Genomic DNA, 19,030 nt, shown 5'->3' with positions numbered 1-19,030 from the left:
GAGCGGGGCCAGAGAACGAATTTGCCGGATGGCGATACTAACGTATCGCCATCCGGCAGTGGTTACACCTGCTCTACGCTCACCCGTAATGCGGCCAGGGCTTTGCGGGTTGATCGCAATACCAGTTCGCATTGCTCGATTGTTAACGTTAACGGCGGTTCGATACGGATCGTCTTCGCGTTATTCAGTGTTCCGGCGACCAGCACCCGCTGACGGAACATTTCACTGGCAAAGCTGTAGCCAATCTCGTTATCGACAAACTCAATCGCCATCAGCATGCCTTTACCGCGAACGTCGTGTACCAGATCCGGATATTCACGCGCCAGATGACGGAAACCATCCAGCAACATATCGCCTTTCTGCTCTGCCTGAGCGGGTAAATTTTGCTCCAGCAGGACGTTAATGGTCGCCAGCGCCGCCGCGCATGAGAGCGGGTTGCCACCGAAGGTGGTGGTATGCAGGAAAGGGTTGTCGAACAGGACGGAGAACACTTCTTCGGTGGCAATGGTCGCGCCAATTGGCATCACGCCACCCCCCAGCGCCTTGGCCAGACACAGAATGTCAGGCTGCACGTTTTCATGTTCACAGGCGAACATCTTGCCGGTGCGTCCCATGCCGGTTTGCACTTCGTCGAGGATCATCAGCGCGCCAAACTCATCGCAAAGTTTACGTACCGCGGTTAAATACCCTTGCGGTGGTAGGATCACGCCTCCTTCCCCCTGGATTGGCTCCAGAATCACGGCGGCAACATCGTCGCCGGTCTTTTTGCATTCGCTCAGGACGGTGCGCATGGCATCAATATCGCCAAAAGGAACATGGCGGAAGCCCGGCAGCAGCGGCATAAACGGTTTGCGGAAGGTTGATTTAGCGGTGGCGGATAGCGACCCCAGCGATTTACCGTGGAAGGCTCCGCTGGTGGCAATAAATGTAAATTTACCGCGCGGCGATTGATACGCTTTCGCCAGTTTTAGTGCCGCTTCAACCGACTCGGTCCCGCTGTTACTGAAGAAACTGTATTTCAGCTTTCCGGGAGCCAGTGCAGCAAGTGTTTTTGCCAGCATGGCCCGTAATGGGTCAAGTAATTCCTGGCTGTGCAGAGGTTGTTTCGCGAGTTGATTCTGTACGGCGGAGACCACTACTGGATTACGGTGCCCCACGTTGAAAATTCCAAAACCTCCCAGGCAATCGACAAACTCCTGTCCCTGGGTGTCGACAAGCGTATTCAGGCTTCCCGCTTGCCACTCTACGGCTCCGTAATCCCCGCCGGCAGTTACAGATTTTCTATACTCTAAGAACCCCGGATTGACATGCTCTTTGAAGTAATCAATCACCTCTCGGTTTAGTGCTTTCATTTCCTCATGATCAAGCGTTCGCTTCTCGATGAGATTCAGTGCGTGTGCGCTGCAGGCCAGAGCCGATGCGCTGGAAGGTAACCTGTTCAAAATATGCTCCCGGAGCTCGCGTATCACATGATACTGAATTAAGTATTGCAGGGATTGCGCCATCCCGACGCGCTTAACGAAAATCGGGATAAACACCAGGGAAGATCTTGCTTGTGCAACATTTAATCTCAAACATTAACATTTGCTGGCATTTTGCCCAGGTTTACGCGCGTAAAACCGACGGGAAAAACGCGTTATTGCGCTAAAAGTGGGCAATAATTGCACTATTGCGGTGCGCAGAGTGAAGGTGTGTTGAATAGTTACGTAATGAAAGTATTTTAAATCAATGAATTAGAAAACATACAAATTTTGAGGTTTAATCGCAAATTGCGATCTAAATCAAATTTAACAACTAAAGTTAAAAAGATTAGCGCCGAAATAACATAAGCCGAAAGAGTTAACAACCAGATAACCTGCACAGGACGCAACCATGTCTTCTCATCCCTACGTTAGTCAGCAAAATACACCGCTGGATGATGATATCACCCTCATGTCGACTACCGATTTACAAAGCTATATCACCCATGCGAACGATACCTTTGTCCAGGTCAGTGGCTATCAGCTGAATGAATTGCTTGCTCAGCCGCACAACCTGGTTCGTCACCCGGACATGCCGAAAGCGGCGTTTGCGGATATGTGGTACACCCTGAAACAGGGGGAACCGTGGAGCGGTATTGTGAAAAACCGGCGGAAGAATGGCGATCACTATTGGGTGAGGGCCAATGCGGTGCCGATGGTGCGGGAAGGTCGCGTAACCGGGTATATGTCGATCCGTACCCGGGCTACGGAAGCGGAAATTGCGGCGGTCGAACCTTTATATAAAGCACTCAATGAAGGCCGTTGTAATCGGCGCGTCCATAAGGGGCTGGTGGTACGTAAAGGCTGGTTGGGTAAACTCCCGTCGCTTCCGGTTCGCTGGCGGGTACGCAGTGTCATGGCTTTCATGTTTGTTATCCTGGCAACTGCGCTACAGCAGATGGGGGCTGAATGGCCGCAACTGTTGGTGAGCGCACTGGTGATGATGCTGGCGACGGTTATTTTCGAATGGCAGATTGTGCGCCCGATCGAGAATGTTGCCCAGCAGGCACTGAAAGTAGCGACTGGCGAGCGCAACAGTGTGACCCATCTTAACCGTAGCGATGAACTGGGTCTGATGCTACGGGCGGTGGGGCAGTTAGGGTTAATGTGCCGCTGGCTTATTCATGACGTGTCGAGTCAGGTCAGCTGTGTGCGCAATGACAGTGAAACGCTGGCGAAAGGTAGTGATGATTTAAACAAGCATACACAGCAGGCGGTAGAGAATGTGCAGGAAACGGTCACCACCATGAATCAGATGGCGGCATCGGTGAAGCAAAACTCTGCGACAGCAGCGGCAGCTGACAAGCTGTCTATTGCCGCCAGCAGCGCGGCGACACAGGGCGGTGAGGCGATGGATACGGTCATTAAAACAATGGACGATATTGCCAACAGCACCCAACGGATCGGCACTATCACGACCCTGATTAACGATATCGCCTTCCAGACAAATATTCTGGCGCTGAATGCGGCGGTTGAGGCGGCCAGGGCTGGGGAACAAGGAAAAGGATTTGCGGTGGTGGCCGGAGAAGTACGCCATCTTGCCAGTCGTAGTGCAAGCGCAGCAAATGACATCCGTAAACTGATTGATGCCAGCGCCGACAAGGTGCAGTCCGGCTCCGATCAGGTTCATGCCGCAGGGCGGACAATGGATGATATTGTGGCGCAGGTCCAGAATGTGACACAGTTGATTGCTCAAATTAGCCATTCAACGCTGGAGCAGTCAGATGGACTTTCCAGCCTGACCCGTGCTGTTAATGAGTTGAGCAGCATTACGCAGAAAAATGCCGAACTGGTCGAAGAGAGCGCACAGATTTCAGCAATGGTAAAACATCGTGCCGGTCGCCTGGAAGATGCGGTGACTGTGCTGCATTAATTCTCTCCCCATCCTATTTTCCCGCCAAACGCTTATCGTCCCCGGTAGGCGTTTTTTGTAATAATTTTGTTAATTATATATTAAATGATACCACTTTGGTATTACGGTACTATTTTCCTTATTCCTCTCTGACAGCAAGTGTTTCGTTTTTAAATATTTTGAAATATCGCTTATATAACGATCGGTCTTGCTTGATTCATCGTCAAAAACTATTTAGCAACATTGATGTAAATTAAAAAACGATCAATATCATAAAGTTAGGTGAATGCTGACCGATAAGGATATCTGTCTGAAGAAAACTGTCTCCAGGGAGAAAATATGTTCTTGCATAACGTAAAGATTCGCTCGAAATTATTTATCGCGTTTGGTTTATTTATTGTACTGATGATGGTGAGTTCGGGCCTTTCGCTGTTGAGTCTGGATCGTAGTAACAGTGGGATGCAGAACATCATTACCAATGACTATCCGATTACGGTAAAAGCCAATCTGCTCATTGATAATTTTCAGGAGTTTGTCAGTACTCAACAATTGATGTTATTGGATGAGGAAGGTAAATGGACCCAGGCGTCCCAGAAAAAACTCGATACCATCAGCCAGCAAATTTCTGCTCTGCTGGATGCGCTGAGTGCTGCGCCTCTCAATGATGCTTCCAAAAAAATTGTTGCGGATATCCGCGATGTGCGTGAGCAGTATCTGGCTTCCCGATTCCGCATTCTGCAGGCGTTGCAGAATCACGATCGCTCTGGTGCGATGCACGAGATGATGACCCGCACGGTGAATGTGCAGCAGGCTTATAAAGCAAAAGTGCAGGAATTGATCGCTATTGAAGATGCCCAGATGCAGAAGGCGGGTGCTCAGGTGGAATACGATTTCCATACCAATCGCGCACTGTTGATTACTCTGGCGCTGATAAGCATTGCTGCCGGTTGTGTGATGGGTTGGTATATTGTGCGGTCAATTACCCGACCTCTTAATGAAGCAGTGCAGTTTGCTGAGGCGATTGCGCAGGGCGATCTCACTCGCAACATCAGTATGGAACAGAAGGATGAGATCGGTGTGCTGCTGCAAGCGCTGATGGCAATGAAAACCCGACTGCTAGAGATTGTCGAGGAAATGCAAAACGGTTCCGAGAATATCTCTGCCGCGGCGGCACAGATTGTCGCGGGTAACCAGGATTTGGCTGCGCGTACCGAAGAACAGGCAAGCTCGGTAGAACAGACCGCAGCGTCGATGGAACAAATTACCGCGACGGTCAAAACGACGGCAGACCATACCCATGAAGCGACGAAGCTGTCTACGGGAGCGGCGACGGTCGTGAAAAACAACGGTGAGATGATGAATCAGGTGACGCAGAAAATACGTGTGATTAATGAAACCTCTAACCGTATGTCAGAAATTATCAACCTGATAGATTCGATTGCGTTTCAAACCAATATTTTGGCGCTAAATGCGGCTGTCGAAGCGGCACGCGCCGGTGAGCATGGGCGTGGTTTTGCGGTAGTTGCCGGAGAAGTGCGTCAACTGGCGCAAAAAAGCGCATCGTCTGCCAGCGAGATCCGCAATCTGATTGAAGACTCCACCAGTCAAACCCGGGAAGGGCTGGCGCTGGTTGAAAAAGCCAATGCGTTGATCAATGGAATGGTCACTAACGTTGAAGAAATGGATGTGATATTACGGGAAATCGGTCAGGCCAGCCGCGAGCAGACGGACGGTATTTCGCAGATTAACAGTGCGATTGGCCTGATCGACACCACCACGCAACAGAACTCCTGTCTGGTAGAAGAGTCCGTTGCGGCAGCGGCGTCATTAAACGAACAGGCATTACACTTAAAAGAGATGATTAAAGTGTTCCGCGTGCGCAAAGAGGACGCGCAGCCTGCTTAATCAAGCTGGGTGATGTCCAGCGATGCGCGATCGATAATACCGATGATCTTCTTGATTTGCGCTTCGCTGGTGTCACCGTGATTGACCCGCAGATCCAGCACGGCTTTAAAATTCTCCAGCGCTCTTTTCATCTGTGGATTCTTGCGTAATTCAAAGCCGACACTGCGTGCTTTAATACGTTCGTGGATATGTTCCAGATGTTCCCGGTTCTCCTCCAGCCATTGCAGGCCTTGCTCTGTGATTGTTATTTGCTTACGTCCACCTTCCTCGTCACGGATGGCGATAAGCGACTGATCCTGTAAGAAATCCAGTGTCGGGTAAATAACGCCCGGGCTTGGGGTGTAATTACCCTGAGTCAATGTTTCAATCGCTTTGATTAGCTCATAACCGTGGCTGGCATCGCGGGTCAAAATATCCAGAATCACCAGACGTAATTCGCCGTGGCCGAAGAAGCGCTGACGTCGACCGCCACCACCGCCGCCACCGTGGCGATGTCCGCAGCCATGTTCATGGCGGTGTTCTTTGTTACAGCCTTCGTGACGACGTTCTTCACCTTTGCAGCAACCTTCGTGGTGTTCGCTGTGGTGATCTTCGTGGCGATGTCCTTCGCCTTTACAGCAGCCTTCGTGCTGGTGTTCTGCATGTTTGCAGCAACCTTCATGATGATCTTGCATCATTCATCTCCTGATGTGGTTTCGATATATCTAATTTATATCTAAACTTTTTATATTTGCAAGTCTACTCGTAAATAATAATGCAATTAATTGATTTATATGTTTTTATTTTCGCATCTGACGTTCGAAATGGTCCGTACTGACTCTATCAAAAAAGTTCTTGCAATATTCTCAATTAGCAATCATTATCATTTGAAATTTGTTTAGATATATCTAATCTCTGTCACGAAGGCGAAAAAATGACAAATAACACTTCACGCTATCCACAGCGCGTTCGCAATGAGCTGCGCTTCCGTGAACTGACCGTCCTGCGCGTTGAACGTATCAGCGCAGGTTTTCAGCGCATTGTGCTGGGCGGTGACGCTCTGGATGGTTTTAGCTCACTTGGTTTTGATGACCATACCAAGGTCTTTTTCCCGGAACCGGGTAGTCACTTTGTGCCACCCGTAGTGACGGATGAGGGGATTGTCTGGCCAGAAGGTGTGCGTCCGGTATCCCGTGATTACACGCCGTTGTATGACCAGGCACGCCATGAACTGGCGCTGGATTTTTATATCCACGACGGCGGTGTGGCGAGTACGTGGGCGATGAATGCTCGTGAAGGTGACAAATTGACGATTGGCGGACCACGTGGCTCGCTGGTGGTACCAGAAGACTATGCGTACCAGGTTTACGTTTGTGATGAATCTGGAATGCCAGCGCTACGTCGTCGGCTGGAGGCGATCGGCCGTTTAGCGGTACGTCCAGACGTGACGGCGCTGGTCAGCGTACGCGATGCAGCGTATCAGGACTATTTTGCTCATCTCGACGGTTTTACCATTCAGTGGTTTGTCGGCCATGACGAACAGGCAGTGAATGAGCAGCTTTCACAGCTGACCGTGCCTGCACAGGATTATTTCATTTGGATAACTGGCGAAGGAAAAGTGGTGAAAAACCTGAGCGCCCGCTTTGCTACTGAGGCTTTCGAACAGCAGTTGGTGCGTGCAGCAGCTTACTGGCATCAACGCCGGAACGTTAATTAATAATGTGACGGTGAAACGCCAAATGCCTGGCGGAAGGCATAACTAAACGCTGCGGTGCTCGAATACCCCACATCGAGCGCCACGGCGGTTACGCTTTTATTTTTCTTCAGCATGAGTACGGACTCCAGAATTCGCATTTTTTGCTTCCAGACGCTGAAGGGTAATCCGGTTTCTTTTTTGAAATGACGCGAAAAGGTACGGGCAGACATACCTAAATGTTGTGCCCAATACTCAACGGAATGTTCCAGCGCCGGAGACGCTTGTATTGTTCGGCACACTTTGGTTAATTCGCGATCCTGCGGCCACGGTAATACAAAGGCGACTTCTGGTAATTGCAAAATAATGTCCACCAGTACACTGACCAGTTTGCCTTCTTTTGACTGGTTATCATAATGGCCTGAAATTAAGGTGGTCGCGTAATGAATAAACTCTCTGGCGAAATCACTGATCGCCACAACTTTACACTCATCGATTCTTTCCTCGAGAAAGCCTGGCTTAATATCCAGATTCTCTAAATGCACATCATCCAGCGCCCAAACCGCATGCTCAGTATTATTGGGGATCCAGATGCCGTAATGCGCGGGGATTATCCAGCACTTGCCGGCGACATCAATGCGCATACTGCCTTTGCGGGCAAAATGAAACTGCATAAAAGCATGTGAGTGCTGCGGAACATGGTGGTTGGCTTCAAGGACATAAGAGCGAAAGTAAACGTCCTGCGGCAGCTCGGCCATGGAGTCGTCGGGGAAGGCGTTCCACTGTTTTGGGGGGAAAGTATCCATATTCAAAGAAGTTATTCTCCCGGTCAGGTGGCCGCTACTCGATAGATCTTGTCCGCAAATCATAATACATACACTCTTTTTTCCATAATAATCTTGCGTAATAATTAATGGCCCACTTTTGGTAAATACCATGAACACGCTTTGTTCAGATGCTGTCATCGTCAATGAAACAAATGATAACTGGACCCGAATGGGAAAAGAGCTGCTCCAGCAAGCAGATATTCAGATCAATGGTTCCCGCCCCTGGGATATTCAACTTCATCATGCCGGTTTCTTTAAACGGGTGCTGCAACAAGGCTCCTTAGGGCTTGGCGAAAGCTATATGGAAGGCTGGTGGGACTGCGAACGGCTTGATGTTCTGTTCTGCAAAATCCTGAAAGCAAAACTCGACCAGCAAATGCCGGGAAATCTGAAGGATATATTGCGCATTGCCAGCGCCCGTCTGTTTAATTTGCAGTCTCGCAGTCGAGCGTGGATTGTCGGTAAAGAACACTACGATATTGGCAACGATCTCTTTGCGCTCATGCTGGATCCCCACATGCAATATTCCTGTGGCTACTGGAAAGAGGCAACCACCTTAGACGACGCGCAAAATGCCAAATTAAAAATGATTTGCGAAAAGCTGCAACTGAAACCGGGCATGCGTTTACTGGATATTGGTTGTGGTTGGGGCGGACTGGCCGAATATGCGGCGCGTCATTATGGCGTAGCGGTAGAAGGCGTCACTATCTCGAAAGAGCAGCAAAAAATGGCGCAGCAGCGCTGTGAAGGCCTGGATGTGACCATCCTGCTTCAGGATTATCGTGACCTCGACAAGCACTACGATCGTATTGTCTCCGTAGGGATGTTCGAGCATGTGGGGCCAAAAAATTACGATACCTATTTCAGTATTGCTGACCGCTGTTTGAAATCGGACGGATTGTTCCTGCTGCATACCATTGGCAGCAATAAAAAAGGGATGAGTGTTGATCCGTGGATCAATAAATATATTTTCCCGAATGGCTGCTTACCGGCGATTTCTCATATTGCTGAAGCGAGCGAGTCGCGATTCGTGATGGAAGACTGGCATAACTTTGGCAGTGACTATGATAAAACGCTGATGGCCTGGCATGCGCGGTTTAATCAGGCGTGGCCAGAGCTGTCATCGCGTTATTCCGCGACCTTCAGAAGGATGTTCAATTATTACCTGTGCGCTTGTGCCGGAGCGTTCCGCGCCAGAGATATTGAGCTGTGGCAAGTATTGTTTAGCCGGGGCGTAGAAGGCGGTATTCGCGTCTATCGCTAATATGCAGCCGGATGGTGGCGCAAGCGCCTTATCCGGCCTACAACAGTGTGCAAACGGTAGGCCTGGAAGCAGCGCGCCACCAGGCTGTTATGATTTAACCCAACTCACTCTCTGCCAGTGCTTTAAATACCATAGCGACAGCGTGTGCACCGGGGTCCATATTGCCCAGCAGGCTATCGCCGCTGAGATACGATGCGCGACCCGCGTTGGCTTTGCTCGACAGACAGGTACGCTCTGCGCCTGCCTGTGCCGCGTCGAAAGCAGCTTGCAGGTTTTGCGGTTGTGCCAGTAGAGACGTCAGCGCGGGTTGCAGCGCATCAATCATCGTACGGTCACCTTCGTCTGCACCGCCGTAGAACTTCATCTGCGCCAGCCCTGTGTTCAGTGCTTCGGCAACATCAGCCCCTTGCCCCAGCTTCTGCCCGGCGGCGGTAAAGAAGATTGACATCAGTACGCCGCTGGACCCGCCCATCACCACGGTCAGGCGTTCGCCGATCAGTGCGAACAGCGTGGCGAGGTTATCCAGTGGAAGCTGCTGACGATGCAGCAGGTCAGCGATTTCACGTGCACCAGCGGCAAAAGTTGAACCTGTATCACCATCACCTACTTTGGCATCCAGCGCGTTGAGGTGTGCTTCCAGATCGGAAAGCGTTCCGGTGACCTGCTCAATAATCCTGGCGACCAGCGTATTGGCTGAAGGCTGGAATTCTACACGCGCGCTGCGCGGCGATGATGGCACACAGTTGATTTCGCGTGGTGGGACAGGTGTCGGCCAACTGCTGGTTTCTACTTCGGTTAACAGCGCTTTTTCGATGCTTTCTTCCAGTACGATGGCGGTCAGCGAGAAACCTTTCATATCCAGGGCGGTGACCAGCGAGGCCGGGCCAATCAGCCAGTCGATACGCGGATGCAGTGGGCTGTTTGCCAGTTCCCGAGTGATGATAGCCATTTCAGCAACGGACACGCCGCCCAGATTATTAATCATCACTGCCAGACGGCCGGTTTCAGGCAGTGCCGCCATCAGTTTATCGACCATCAGAGTCACCACCTGCGCACTGTTTTGGGTCGCGATAACCGAGGCGCCAGGCTCGCCGTGAATGCCCATGCCCAGCTCGGCATGGCCCGCATGATGGCGTGGTGCAGCGTCGGTTTCCTGCGGCAGATGGCAACTGGAAATGGCGACGCCCAGGCTGAAGGTGTTACTTGCTGCATACTGTGCTTCACGCAGGACGGTAGCGAGGTTGTAGCCGCGTTCAGCGAAATAGCCTGCCACTTTATGTACCAGGATAGTGCCCGCAATCCCGCGAGGATGCTTGTTATCCGGCAGGGAGATATCGTCGCCGACAATCAGCATTTCGACGTTATAGCCAAGGCGGCGTGCTTTTTCGGCGGCGAGGCCGAAGTTAAGACGATCACCCGTGTAATTTTTAACGATCAACAGACAGCCAGCATCGCCAGTTACCGCCTGGATTGCGGTAAGCACTGCATCTACGCTCGGGGACGCAAACACGTCACCACAGACTGCCGCGGTCAACATCCCTTTGCCGATAAAGCCAACGTGGGCGGGTTCGTGTCCTGAGCCGCCACCGGAGATCACCGCCACGTTATCTTTGTTGAGATCGCGACGAACCACGATGCGAATAGCCGGATCGCTTTCCAGACGCGCCAGATTGTTCCACGGACTGGCGATAATCGTACCGTCGATGACGTCGTTAACGAGTTGGGTACGCTGATTAAAAAAGAATTGAGACATAACGGCTCCTCGAGGTTGAGTGTAAGACAAACCCCCGAATGCATTGTCATGGTGCGGAGGCGATGGGGAGATTCTGGCGGAGTCTGCGTGGAAAAAAACAGCGGCAAAATGAGTTTCATTACGGAACGTAATTGTTATTTTTTGTTCCGTAATGAAACGTATTTGTGAGGGGAACGATCACAATGCGAGCCCGCTCGACTTTTTTATCGTCTTTTCAGTGCTGGCCACACCGCATAGTAAACGTTTTGTTACTGCTTTTAATGGGGGCAGAGAGAGGCAAAGGGAATTCGATTTTCGCGTTCTGCAAGGATTTGCCGGTAAATGAACGGATCGGGATCGCAAACCTTAGTGTTTTTATGGTTAATCGTTTCAATATGGAACACATATCATTTTTATCTGTTTCATATCAGAACAAAAAGACGAATGATTTTTTTGTTCCCGCCTCGCCATACAGTTATTGCATCGCTCCGGTACCTCCCGTTTTCGCCGTTCGCAACAGGCTAAACAGGTTAACGCCAGGGCTCACCATGTAAAAACATGTACTTATTTGAGGATGAAAGGAATGCTAAAAGTTATTCAATCTCCAGCCAAATATCTCCAGGGTCCTGACGCTTCTACCTTATTTGGTCAATACGCTAAAAATCTGGCAGACAGCTTTTTCGTGATTGCAGATGACTTCGTCATGAAACTGGCGGGAGACAAAGTACTCAATGGCCTGCACAGCCACGGTATTAGCTGTCACGCGGAACGCTTCAATGGCGAATGCAGCCATGTTGAAATTAATCGCCTGATTGCCATTCTGAAGCAGCACGGTTGCCGTGGTGTTGTTGGGATTGGCGGTGGGAAAACGCTGGATACCGCCAAAGCGATTGGCTACTACCAGAAACTGCCGGTGGTGGTGATTCCAACTATCGCCTCAACTGATGCGCCAACCAGTGCACTGTCTGTTATCTATACCGAAGCCGGTGAGTTTGAAGAATATCTGATCTACCCGAAAAACCCGGATATGGTTGTCATGGATACGGCAATTATCGCCAAAGCGCCGGTACGCCTGCTGGTGGCCGGGATGGGCGATGCGCTCTCGACCTGGTTTGAAGCAAAAGCGTGTTATGACGCCAGAGCAACCAGCATGGCGGGGGGGCAGTCCACAGCGGCAGCCCTGAGCCTGGCGCGCTTGTGCTATGATACGCTGCTGGCAGAAGGTGAAAAGGCGCGTCTGGCGGCGCAAGCTGGCGTGGTGACCGATGCTTTGGAACGTATTGTGGAAGCGAATACCTATCTCAGCGGTATTGGCTTTGAAAGCAGTGGCCTCGCGGGGGCACACGCCATCCATAACGGCTTCACCATTCTGGAAGAGTGTCACCATTTGTACCACGGTGAAAAAGTGGCGTTTGGTACGCTGGCGCAACTGGTACTGCAGAACAGCCCGATGGAAGAGATCGAAACGGTGCTGAGTTTCTGCCAGAAAGTGGATCTGCCGGTAACGCTGGCGCAAATGGGCGTAAAAGACGGCATCGACGCTAAGATTATGGCCGTTGCGAAAGCCACCTGCGCGGAAGGTGAAACCATTCACAATATGCCGTTCCCGGTGACGCCTGAAAGCGTCCATGCCGCTATTCTGACGGCAGACCTGCTGGGACAACAGTGGCTGGCGCGTTAATCAGACGTCGGTAAGTCTTCTATTCGGCATTTTCTCCCCCTCTGACAGTCTCTGCCGGAGGGGTTGTCTATGGTCAAACAGCGGAAATGGATATGACGGCGCACACTCATGGCATCGGGAAGGAAGTTTCTTCGGTCATTGCTCAGTCATGGCATCGTTGCAGCAAGTTTATGCAGCGGGAAACCTGGCAGGCACCGCATCAGGCGCAGGGACTGACTTTTGAGTCGATTTGTCGCCGTAAGACGGCACTGCTGACGATTGGACAGGCCGCGCTGGAAGATGCCTGGGAGTTTATGGATGGACGTCCCTGTGCGCTGCTGATTCTGGATGAATCGGCTTGTATTCTCAGCCGGTGCGGCGATCCGCAGACGGTGGAACAGCTGGCGGAACTTGGCTTTCGTGACGGTAGTTACTGTGCGGAAAGCATTATCGGCAGTTGTGCGCTATCGCTGGCAACGATGCCAGGGCAGCCGACAAAAACCTCTGGCGATCAGCATTTTAAGCAGGCACTGCATCCGTGGTCGTTCTGCTCTACCCCGGTCTTTGATAACCATGGGCGGCTGTTTGGCTCTATTTCTCTGTGCTGCCTGGTGGAGCATGAATCCGTTGCCGATCTCTCCCTGACGCTGGCAATTGCCAGAGAAGTCGGTAACTCTTTGCTGACCGACAGCCTGTTGGCCGAATCTAACCGCCATCTTAATCAGATGTATGGGTTGTTAGAGAGCATGGATGATGGCGTAATGGCATGGAACGAGCAGGGCGTTCTGCAGTTTCTTAATGCCCGTGCCGCTTTGCTTTTACATCTGGATGCACAGGCCAGCCAGGGAAAAAACATTAATGACCTGGTTAATCTGCCCACCTTGCTGCGCCGGGCGATCAAACATGCTCGCGGCCTGAATCACGTCGAAGTGACTTTCGAAAGTCAGCACCAGTTTGTTGATGCTGTTATTACTCTGAAACCCATCGTTGAAGAGCAGGGCAACAGCTTTATTCTGCTGCTTCATCCCGTTGAACAAATGCGTCAGTTGATGACCAGCCAGCTCGGGAAAGTCAGCCACACCTTTGAACAGATGTCGACGGATGACCCGGAAACCCGTCGGCTGATCCATTTTGGTCGCCAGGCGGCGAGAGGGAGTTTCCCTATTCTGTTGTGTGGTGAAGAGGGGGTGGGTAAAGAGCTACTGAGCCAGGCTATTCACAATGAAAGTGAACGTGCCAGCGGGCCTTATATCGCCGTTAACTGCCAACTGTATGCCAACAGCGTGCTGGGGCAGGATTTTATGGGCAGTGCGCCAACCGATGATGAAAACGGTCGGCTGAGCCGCCTTGAGCTGGCGAACGGCGGTACGCTGTTTCTGGAAAAAATTGAGTATCTGGCACCCGAGTTGCAATCCGCGTTGTTGCAGGTAATCAAGCAGGGTGTATTGACCCGCCTTGATGCCCGCCGCCTGATCCCGGTAGATGTGAAAGTGATTGCCACTACCACGGTTGATCTCGCCAACCTGGTGGAGCAAAACCGCTTTAGCCGCCAACTGTATTACGCATTACACTCCTTTGAAATTGTTATTCCGCCGCTGCGGGCACGGCGTAACAGCATTCCGGCGCTGATTCATACACGCTTAAATAGCCTGAAAAAACGCTTTTCATCCAGTCTGAAGCTGGACGATGACGCGCTGGCACAACTGGTTGCCTACTCGTGGCCGGGCAATGATTTTGAGCTCAACAGCATTATCGAAAATATTGCCATCAGTAGCGACAACGGCCATATTCGCCTGAGTAATCTGCCAGATTATCTGTTTGCCGAACGTCCGGGTCTGGAGACGGCGTCTTCACTGCTGCCAGCCAGCCTGACGTTTACCGCCATCGAAAAAGAGGCGATTATCCATGCCGCCCGCGTCACCAGCGGACGTGTGCAGGAAATGTCGCAACTGTTGAATATTGGCCGCACAACCTTGTGGCGCAAGATGAAACAGTACGACATCGATGCCAGCCAGTTTAAGCGCAAACATCTGGAGTAGTTTCTTCGATCCTCGCCATCGAGAAGAGAGCATCTGACAGACGATTGATGTAACGCTTAAGTTCATCACGCAGTGTCAACGTTCTGTCCATGGCGATGAGAAGTCGCTCCAGCCGACGCGCCAGCGTGCGCGCAACATGCAACTGTGCCGATGCGAGGTTTTTCCCCGGAACAACAAACTCTTTTAGCGGGCCGCTTTGCGTCATATTGCGATCAATAAGCTGCTCCAACGCCTGAATATCCTCGGGGCTAATCGTCTGCGTTAAGCGAGCAAGGCCCTTCTCATCACTGGCAAGTTCTGCGCCGAGCACAAACAGCGTCTTCTGGAGGGTATGTAAATCCTGGCGAAGCGCTGTCAGGCGCGTGCTGGCGTAGCAGACGCCAAGCTGGGAAATCAGTTCGTCCACGGTGCCATAGGCATTCACGCGGATATCGTCTTTGTCGATACGGCTGCCGCCAAACAGCGCGGTCGTGCCCTTATCACCAGTACGGGTATAGATACGGTACATTTATTTTATCTCGCTGAAAGGAAGCACTTTGACCAGTTGACCGGCATTGGCGCCAAGCGTGCGGATCTGCGCAATTCCGGCGGTGATATGGCCACGGACCAGCGCCCGATCCTCGGGCAACTGGGCGTGGGTTAAAGCAATATCACCCGTGGCGTTGAGACCAAGACCGACACGCAGCGTTGAGCTCTTGGCCGCAAGTTTGCTCAAGGCCAGCGCACAGTCATTCTCGTCACAACAGACGGTCCGGCATGGGACGCCTTGCTCTTCCAGTCCCCAGCACAGTTCATCAAGCGCGCGGGTATCCTGCCAGCGTGAGTGATAAAACAGATGTACACTCGGTGATGAAAGTGACATTGCGCCCCCTTTTGGGTTAGAAAGCCTGACGGAAGATCTCAGCGATCTCTTTCTCGTTCCCTTTACGCGGGTTTGAGAACGCGTTGCCGTCTTTTAGCGCCATTTCCGCCATGTAAGGGAAATCGGCCTCTTTGACGCCCAGCTCCTGTAAATGCTGTGGAATACCAATATCGGCGGAAAGACGAGCGATGGCGTGAATGGCCAGCTCAGCGGCATCCATGGTTGACAGCCCGTCGGTGTTCTCGCCCATAAACTCAGCGATATCGGCAAATTTCTCCGGGTTGGCGATGAGGTTATAACGGGCTACGTGTGGCAGCAGTACCGCATTTGCCACGCCGTGCGGCATGTCGTACAGGCCACCGAGCTGGTGTGCCATCGCATGAACATAACCGAGGTTGGCGTTGTTGAAAGCCATACCAGCCAGCAGAGAGGCGTAGGCCATATTTTCACGGGCTTTCAGGTTGCTGCCCAGCGCGACGGCCTGGCGCAGGTTACGGGCGATCAGACGGATCGCCTGGATAGCGGCGGCATCGGTGACCGGATTAGCATCTTTGGAAATGTAAGCTTCCACGGCGTGGGTCAGGGCGTCCATCCCGGTCGCGGCGGTAAGTGGTGCTGGTTTACCGAGCATTAGCAGCGGGTCATTAATGGAAACCGACGGCAGGTTACGCCAGCTGACAATCACAAACTTCACTTTGGTTTTGGTATTGGTCAGCACGCAGTGGCGGGTGACTTCGCTGGCCGTACCCGCGGTGGTATTGACCGCAACGATTGGCGGCAGCGGATTGGTCAGCGTTTCAATCCCGGCGTAACTGTAGAGATCGCCTTCGTGCGTGGCCGCGATGCCGATACCTTTACCGCAGTCATGCGGGCTACCGCCGCCGACGGTAACGATGATATCGCACTGCTCTTTACGAAATACCTCCAGACCGTCGCGCACGTTGGTGTCTTTAGGGTTCGGCTCTACACCGTCAAATACGACCACTTCAATCCCGGCTTCACGCAGATGTGCCAGCGTTTTATCTACCGCACCGTCTTTTATCGCCCGCAGACCTTTATCGGTGACCAGCAGTGCTTTTTTACCGCCTAACAGTTTGCAACGTTCGCCGACAACGGAAATAGCATTTGGGCCAAAAAAGTTAACATTTGGCACAAGGTAATCAAACATACGATAGCTCATAATATACCTTCTTAGATTTAAATTATAATTCGGAAAAACAATTCAGTGCGGTCTCGGCCAATAATCTATCTTGTTCCACAGTACCACCACTAACGCCGACGGCACCGATTAATTGCCCGTCGAATATAACAGGCAAGCCGCCACCAAAAATAACGATTCGCTGTTGGTTGGTGAGCTGTAAACCATATAGAGAAGCACCTGGTTGTACTGCGTCAGTAATTTCATGGGTGCCCTGTCGCAGACAGCAGGCGGTCCAGGCTTTATTGAGAGAAATATCACAACTGGTGACAAACGCCTCGTCCATGCGCTGCATCAGTAGCGTGTTTCCGCCGCGGTCAACCACGGAAAAGACCACCGGAACGTTGATTTCAAGCGCTTTTTCCTCGACGGCAGTCGCCATTTTCTTTGCTGCCGCCAGCGTAATGGTGGCGATTTGTTGGCTCTTATTCACAGTATCTCCTGACAAGGTTGTAGGGCTGAGGTCGCAAAAAATATCGCGCTACAGCTATTTTTTTCTCATTGGGTTTTCTGTATTTTCTCGCGACGCGTTATTAAGTCAATAGCGTGGTTTTTTCTAAAGTATTAATTTTATTTCCTGCGTTCGGCATTTATTGATAATGATCATTTAAGCGTGTCACAATTCTTTGTGGATATTCCTGTTGACCGTTTCAATATGAAACGCTGACATTTAAATATGTATCAAATTGGAACGTAATTAATTTTATTTTTTTATCAGCCTGCTCATTTAAAGTTCGGCTATTGCTGATAAAGGCGATTGCTGGGGTGGTAGAGCACCAGCGATACAGCCTGGCGTCCCTATTCTTTATCTTTTGAGTCCATAAACTATGAGAAGATCAAAACGATTCGAAGTCCTTGCGAAGCGTCCTGTAAATCAGGATGGGCTTATTGGCGAATGGCCGGAAGAAGGTCTGATAGCCATGGAAAGTCCCTACGATCCGGCCTCTTCTGTGAGGGTGGAAAAGGGTCGTATTGTGGAACTGGACGGCAAGAGCCGCGCACAGTTCGACATGATTGACCGCTTTATTGCCGACTACGCGATAAACGTGGCTGAAACCGAGCGCGCCATGCAGCTCGACGCTTTGGAGATCGCCAGAATGCTGGTGGATATCCACGTCAGTCGCGAAGAGATCATTGCCATTACCACCGCTATTACCCCGGCGAAAGCGGTGGAGGTGATGGCAAAAATGAACGTGGTAGAGATGATGATGGCGCTGCAGAAAATGCGCGCCCGACGCACGCCCTCCAACCAGTGTCACGTGACTAACCTGAAAGATAATCCGGTGCAGATTGCCGCCGATGCTGCTGAGGCGGGGATTCGTGGTTTTTCCGAGCAGGAAACGACGGTCGGGATTGCCCGCTATGCGCCGTTTAACGCCCTGGCGCTGTTGGTCGGTTCTCAGTGTGGTCGCCCTGGCGTACTGACACAATGTTCCGTTGAAGAGGCTACTGAGCTGGAACTGGGAATGCGCGGGTTAACCAGCTACGCCGAAACGGTATCGGTCTACGGCACGGAGTCGGTGTTTACCGATGGCGATGATACGCCGTGGTCAAAAGCGTTTCTCGCCTCGGCCTATGCATCTCGTGGCCTGAAGATGCGCTACACCTCCGGCACCGGTTCGGAAGCCTTGATGGGCTATTCCGAGAGTAAATCGATGTTGTACCTGGAATCCCGCTGTATTTTCATTACCAAGGGTGCGGGTGTGCAGGGGCTGCAAAACGGTGCGGTCAGTTGTATCGGGATGACGGGCGCAGTGCCGTCGGGTATTCGCGCAGTGCTGGCGGAAAACCTGATTGCGTCGATGCTCGACCTTGAAGTGGCCTCGGCCAATGACCAGACCTTCTCACACTCCGATATTCGTCGTACCGCCCGCACCCTGATGCAGATGCTGCCTGGCACCGACTTTATCTTCTCTGGCTATAGCGCCGTCCCTAACTACGACAACATGTTTGCCGGCTCTAACTTCGATGCTGAAGACTTCGATGATTACAACATACTGCAACGTGACCTGATGGTTGACGGCGGTCTGCGCCCGGTAACGGAAGAAGAAACCATCGCCATCCGTAACAAGGCGGCGCGGGCTATTCAGGCGGTATTCCGCGAACTGAGCCTGCCGACAATCAGTGATGAGGAAGTGGAGGCTGCCACCTATGCTCACGGCAGCAAAGACATGCCTGCGCGCAATGTGGTGGAAGATCTGGCGGCAGTGGAAGAGATGATGAAGCGTAACATTACCGGGCTGGATATCGTCGGGGCGCTAAGCGGTAGCGGATTTGAAGATATCGCCAGCAATATTCTCAATATGTTGAGACAGCGCGTGACCGGCGATTACCTGCAAACATCGGCCATTCTGGATCGTCAGTTCGACGTGGTCAGCGCCGTGAACGACATCAATGATTATCAGGGACCCGGCACCGGCTATCGCATCAGTGCCGAACGCTGGGCGGAAATTAAAAATATTGCGGGTGTGGTTCAGCCCAGCTCGATTGAATAAGGCG

General features: G+C 51.7%; 15 protein-coding genes. 7 read left to right on the top strand and 8 right to left on the bottom strand.

The annotated features are described in order from the left end of the window. Positions 1–62 precede the first annotated feature (62 nt). Positions 63–1,442 (bottom strand): putrescine aminotransferase, encoded by a 1,380-nt coding sequence (gene ygjG / locus ACLJXE_RS10030; protein WP_167335587.1) that lies wholly within the window; start codon positions 1,440–1,442, stop codon positions 63–65. A gap of 430 nt (positions 1,443–1,872) precedes the next feature. Between ygjG and ACLJXE_RS10025 the strand changes: the two genes are divergently transcribed. Beyond that, positions 1,873–3,393, top strand: a complete 1,521-nt coding sequence (locus ACLJXE_RS10025; RefSeq protein WP_410750779.1) for a methyl-accepting chemotaxis protein — start codon at positions 1,873–1,875, stop codon at positions 3,391–3,393. A 318-nt stretch (positions 3,394–3,711) separates the two neighbouring features. Further along, complete coding sequence (locus tag ACLJXE_RS10020) at positions 3,712–5,277, top strand: methyl-accepting chemotaxis protein (protein ID WP_410750778.1); 1,566 nt, start codon at positions 3,712–3,714, stop codon at positions 5,275–5,277. On the opposite strand, the gene ACLJXE_RS10015 is transcribed toward ACLJXE_RS10020, so the two are convergent. Further along, positions 5,274–5,951, bottom strand: coding sequence for a PadR family transcriptional regulator (locus ACLJXE_RS10015; protein WP_410750853.1), 678 nt, complete (start codon positions 5,949–5,951; stop codon positions 5,274–5,276). The genes ACLJXE_RS10020 and ACLJXE_RS10015 overlap by 4 nt on opposite strands. A gap of 239 nt (positions 5,952–6,190) precedes the next feature. Here ACLJXE_RS10015 and ACLJXE_RS10010 point away from each other — a divergent pair, with 239 nt between their 5' ends. After that, a complete protein-coding gene (locus ACLJXE_RS10010) occupies positions 6,191–6,973 on the top strand; it encodes a siderophore-interacting protein (RefSeq protein ID WP_410750777.1) in 783 nt (260 codons plus the stop codon). Here the strand turns inward: ACLJXE_RS10010 and ACLJXE_RS10005 are convergent. After that, positions 6,970–7,818 carry a helix-turn-helix domain-containing protein gene (locus ACLJXE_RS10005; protein ID WP_353655427.1) on the bottom strand — a complete coding sequence of 283 codons (849 nt, stop codon included), beginning with the start codon at positions 7,816–7,818 and terminating at the stop codon, positions 6,970–6,972. The genes ACLJXE_RS10010 and ACLJXE_RS10005 overlap by 4 nt on opposite strands. Before the next feature lie 67 nt (positions 7,819–7,885). Between ACLJXE_RS10005 and cfa the strand changes: the two genes are divergently transcribed. Beyond that, positions 7,886–9,040: a cyclopropane fatty acyl phospholipid synthase gene (cfa, locus tag ACLJXE_RS10000; RefSeq protein ID WP_271455840.1), complete on the top strand. Its 1,155-nt coding sequence runs from the start codon at positions 7,886–7,888 to the stop codon at positions 9,038–9,040. Between the two features lie 94 nt (positions 9,041–9,134). Here cfa and ACLJXE_RS09995 read toward each other — a convergent pair whose 3' ends face one another. After that, positions 9,135–10,793: a glycerone kinase gene (locus ACLJXE_RS09995; protein WP_410750776.1), complete on the bottom strand. Its 1,659-nt coding sequence runs from the start codon at positions 10,791–10,793 to the stop codon at positions 9,135–9,137. A gap of 562 nt (positions 10,794–11,355) precedes the next feature. Between ACLJXE_RS09995 and ACLJXE_RS09990 the strand changes: the two genes are divergently transcribed. Together ACLJXE_RS09990 and dhaR are read left to right on the top strand one after the other, a co-directional pair. Then, positions 11,356–12,453 (top strand): glycerol dehydrogenase, encoded by a 1,098-nt coding sequence (locus ACLJXE_RS09990; RefSeq protein WP_410750775.1) that lies wholly within the window; start codon positions 11,356–11,358, stop codon positions 12,451–12,453. A gap of 92 nt (positions 12,454–12,545) precedes the next feature. Continuing rightward, on the top strand, positions 12,546–14,471 hold the full coding sequence (gene dhaR / locus ACLJXE_RS09985; RefSeq protein WP_286629452.1) for a dihydroxyacetone kinase operon transcriptional regulator DhaR: 1,926 nt from the start codon (positions 12,546–12,548) through the stop codon (positions 14,469–14,471). On the opposite strand, the gene ACLJXE_RS09980 is transcribed toward dhaR, so the two are convergent. Genes ACLJXE_RS09980 through ACLJXE_RS09965 form a run of 4 tightly spaced genes read right to left on the bottom strand, consistent with a single transcriptional unit; the run spans position 14,449 to position 16,964 of the window. Then, positions 14,449–14,979, bottom strand: coding sequence for a cob(I)yrinic acid a,c-diamide adenosyltransferase (locus tag ACLJXE_RS09980; protein ID WP_410750774.1), 531 nt, complete (start codon positions 14,977–14,979; stop codon positions 14,449–14,451). The two genes, dhaR and ACLJXE_RS09980, sit on opposite strands and share 23 nt — an antisense overlap. Continuing rightward, positions 14,980–15,333, bottom strand: coding sequence for a glycerol dehydratase reactivase beta/small subunit family protein (locus tag ACLJXE_RS09975; RefSeq protein WP_410750773.1), 354 nt, complete (start codon positions 15,331–15,333; stop codon positions 14,980–14,982). 16 nt (positions 15,334–15,349) lie between these two features. Then, entirely contained in the window at positions 15,350–16,513 is a 1,164-nt protein-coding gene (gene dhaT / locus ACLJXE_RS09970; protein ID WP_116360753.1) for a 1,3-propanediol dehydrogenase, read from the bottom strand. 22 nt (positions 16,514–16,535) lie between these two features. Continuing rightward, a complete protein-coding gene (locus ACLJXE_RS09965) occupies positions 16,536–16,964 on the bottom strand; it encodes a GlcG/HbpS family heme-binding protein (RefSeq protein WP_410750772.1) in 429 nt (142 codons plus the stop codon). A gap of 394 nt (positions 16,965–17,358) precedes the next feature. Between ACLJXE_RS09965 and ACLJXE_RS09960 the strand changes: the two genes are divergently transcribed. Further along, a complete protein-coding gene (locus ACLJXE_RS09960) occupies positions 17,359–19,026 on the top strand; it encodes a propanediol/glycerol family dehydratase large subunit (protein WP_286629456.1) in 1,668 nt (555 codons plus the stop codon). Positions 19,027–19,030: the final 4 nt, after the last annotated feature.

The organism is Citrobacter sp. U14242 (assembly GCF_046555775.1).
Lineage (GTDB): Bacteria > Pseudomonadota > Gammaproteobacteria > Enterobacterales > Enterobacteriaceae > Citrobacter.
This window is presented reverse-complemented; position numbering and strand designations above follow the sequence as displayed.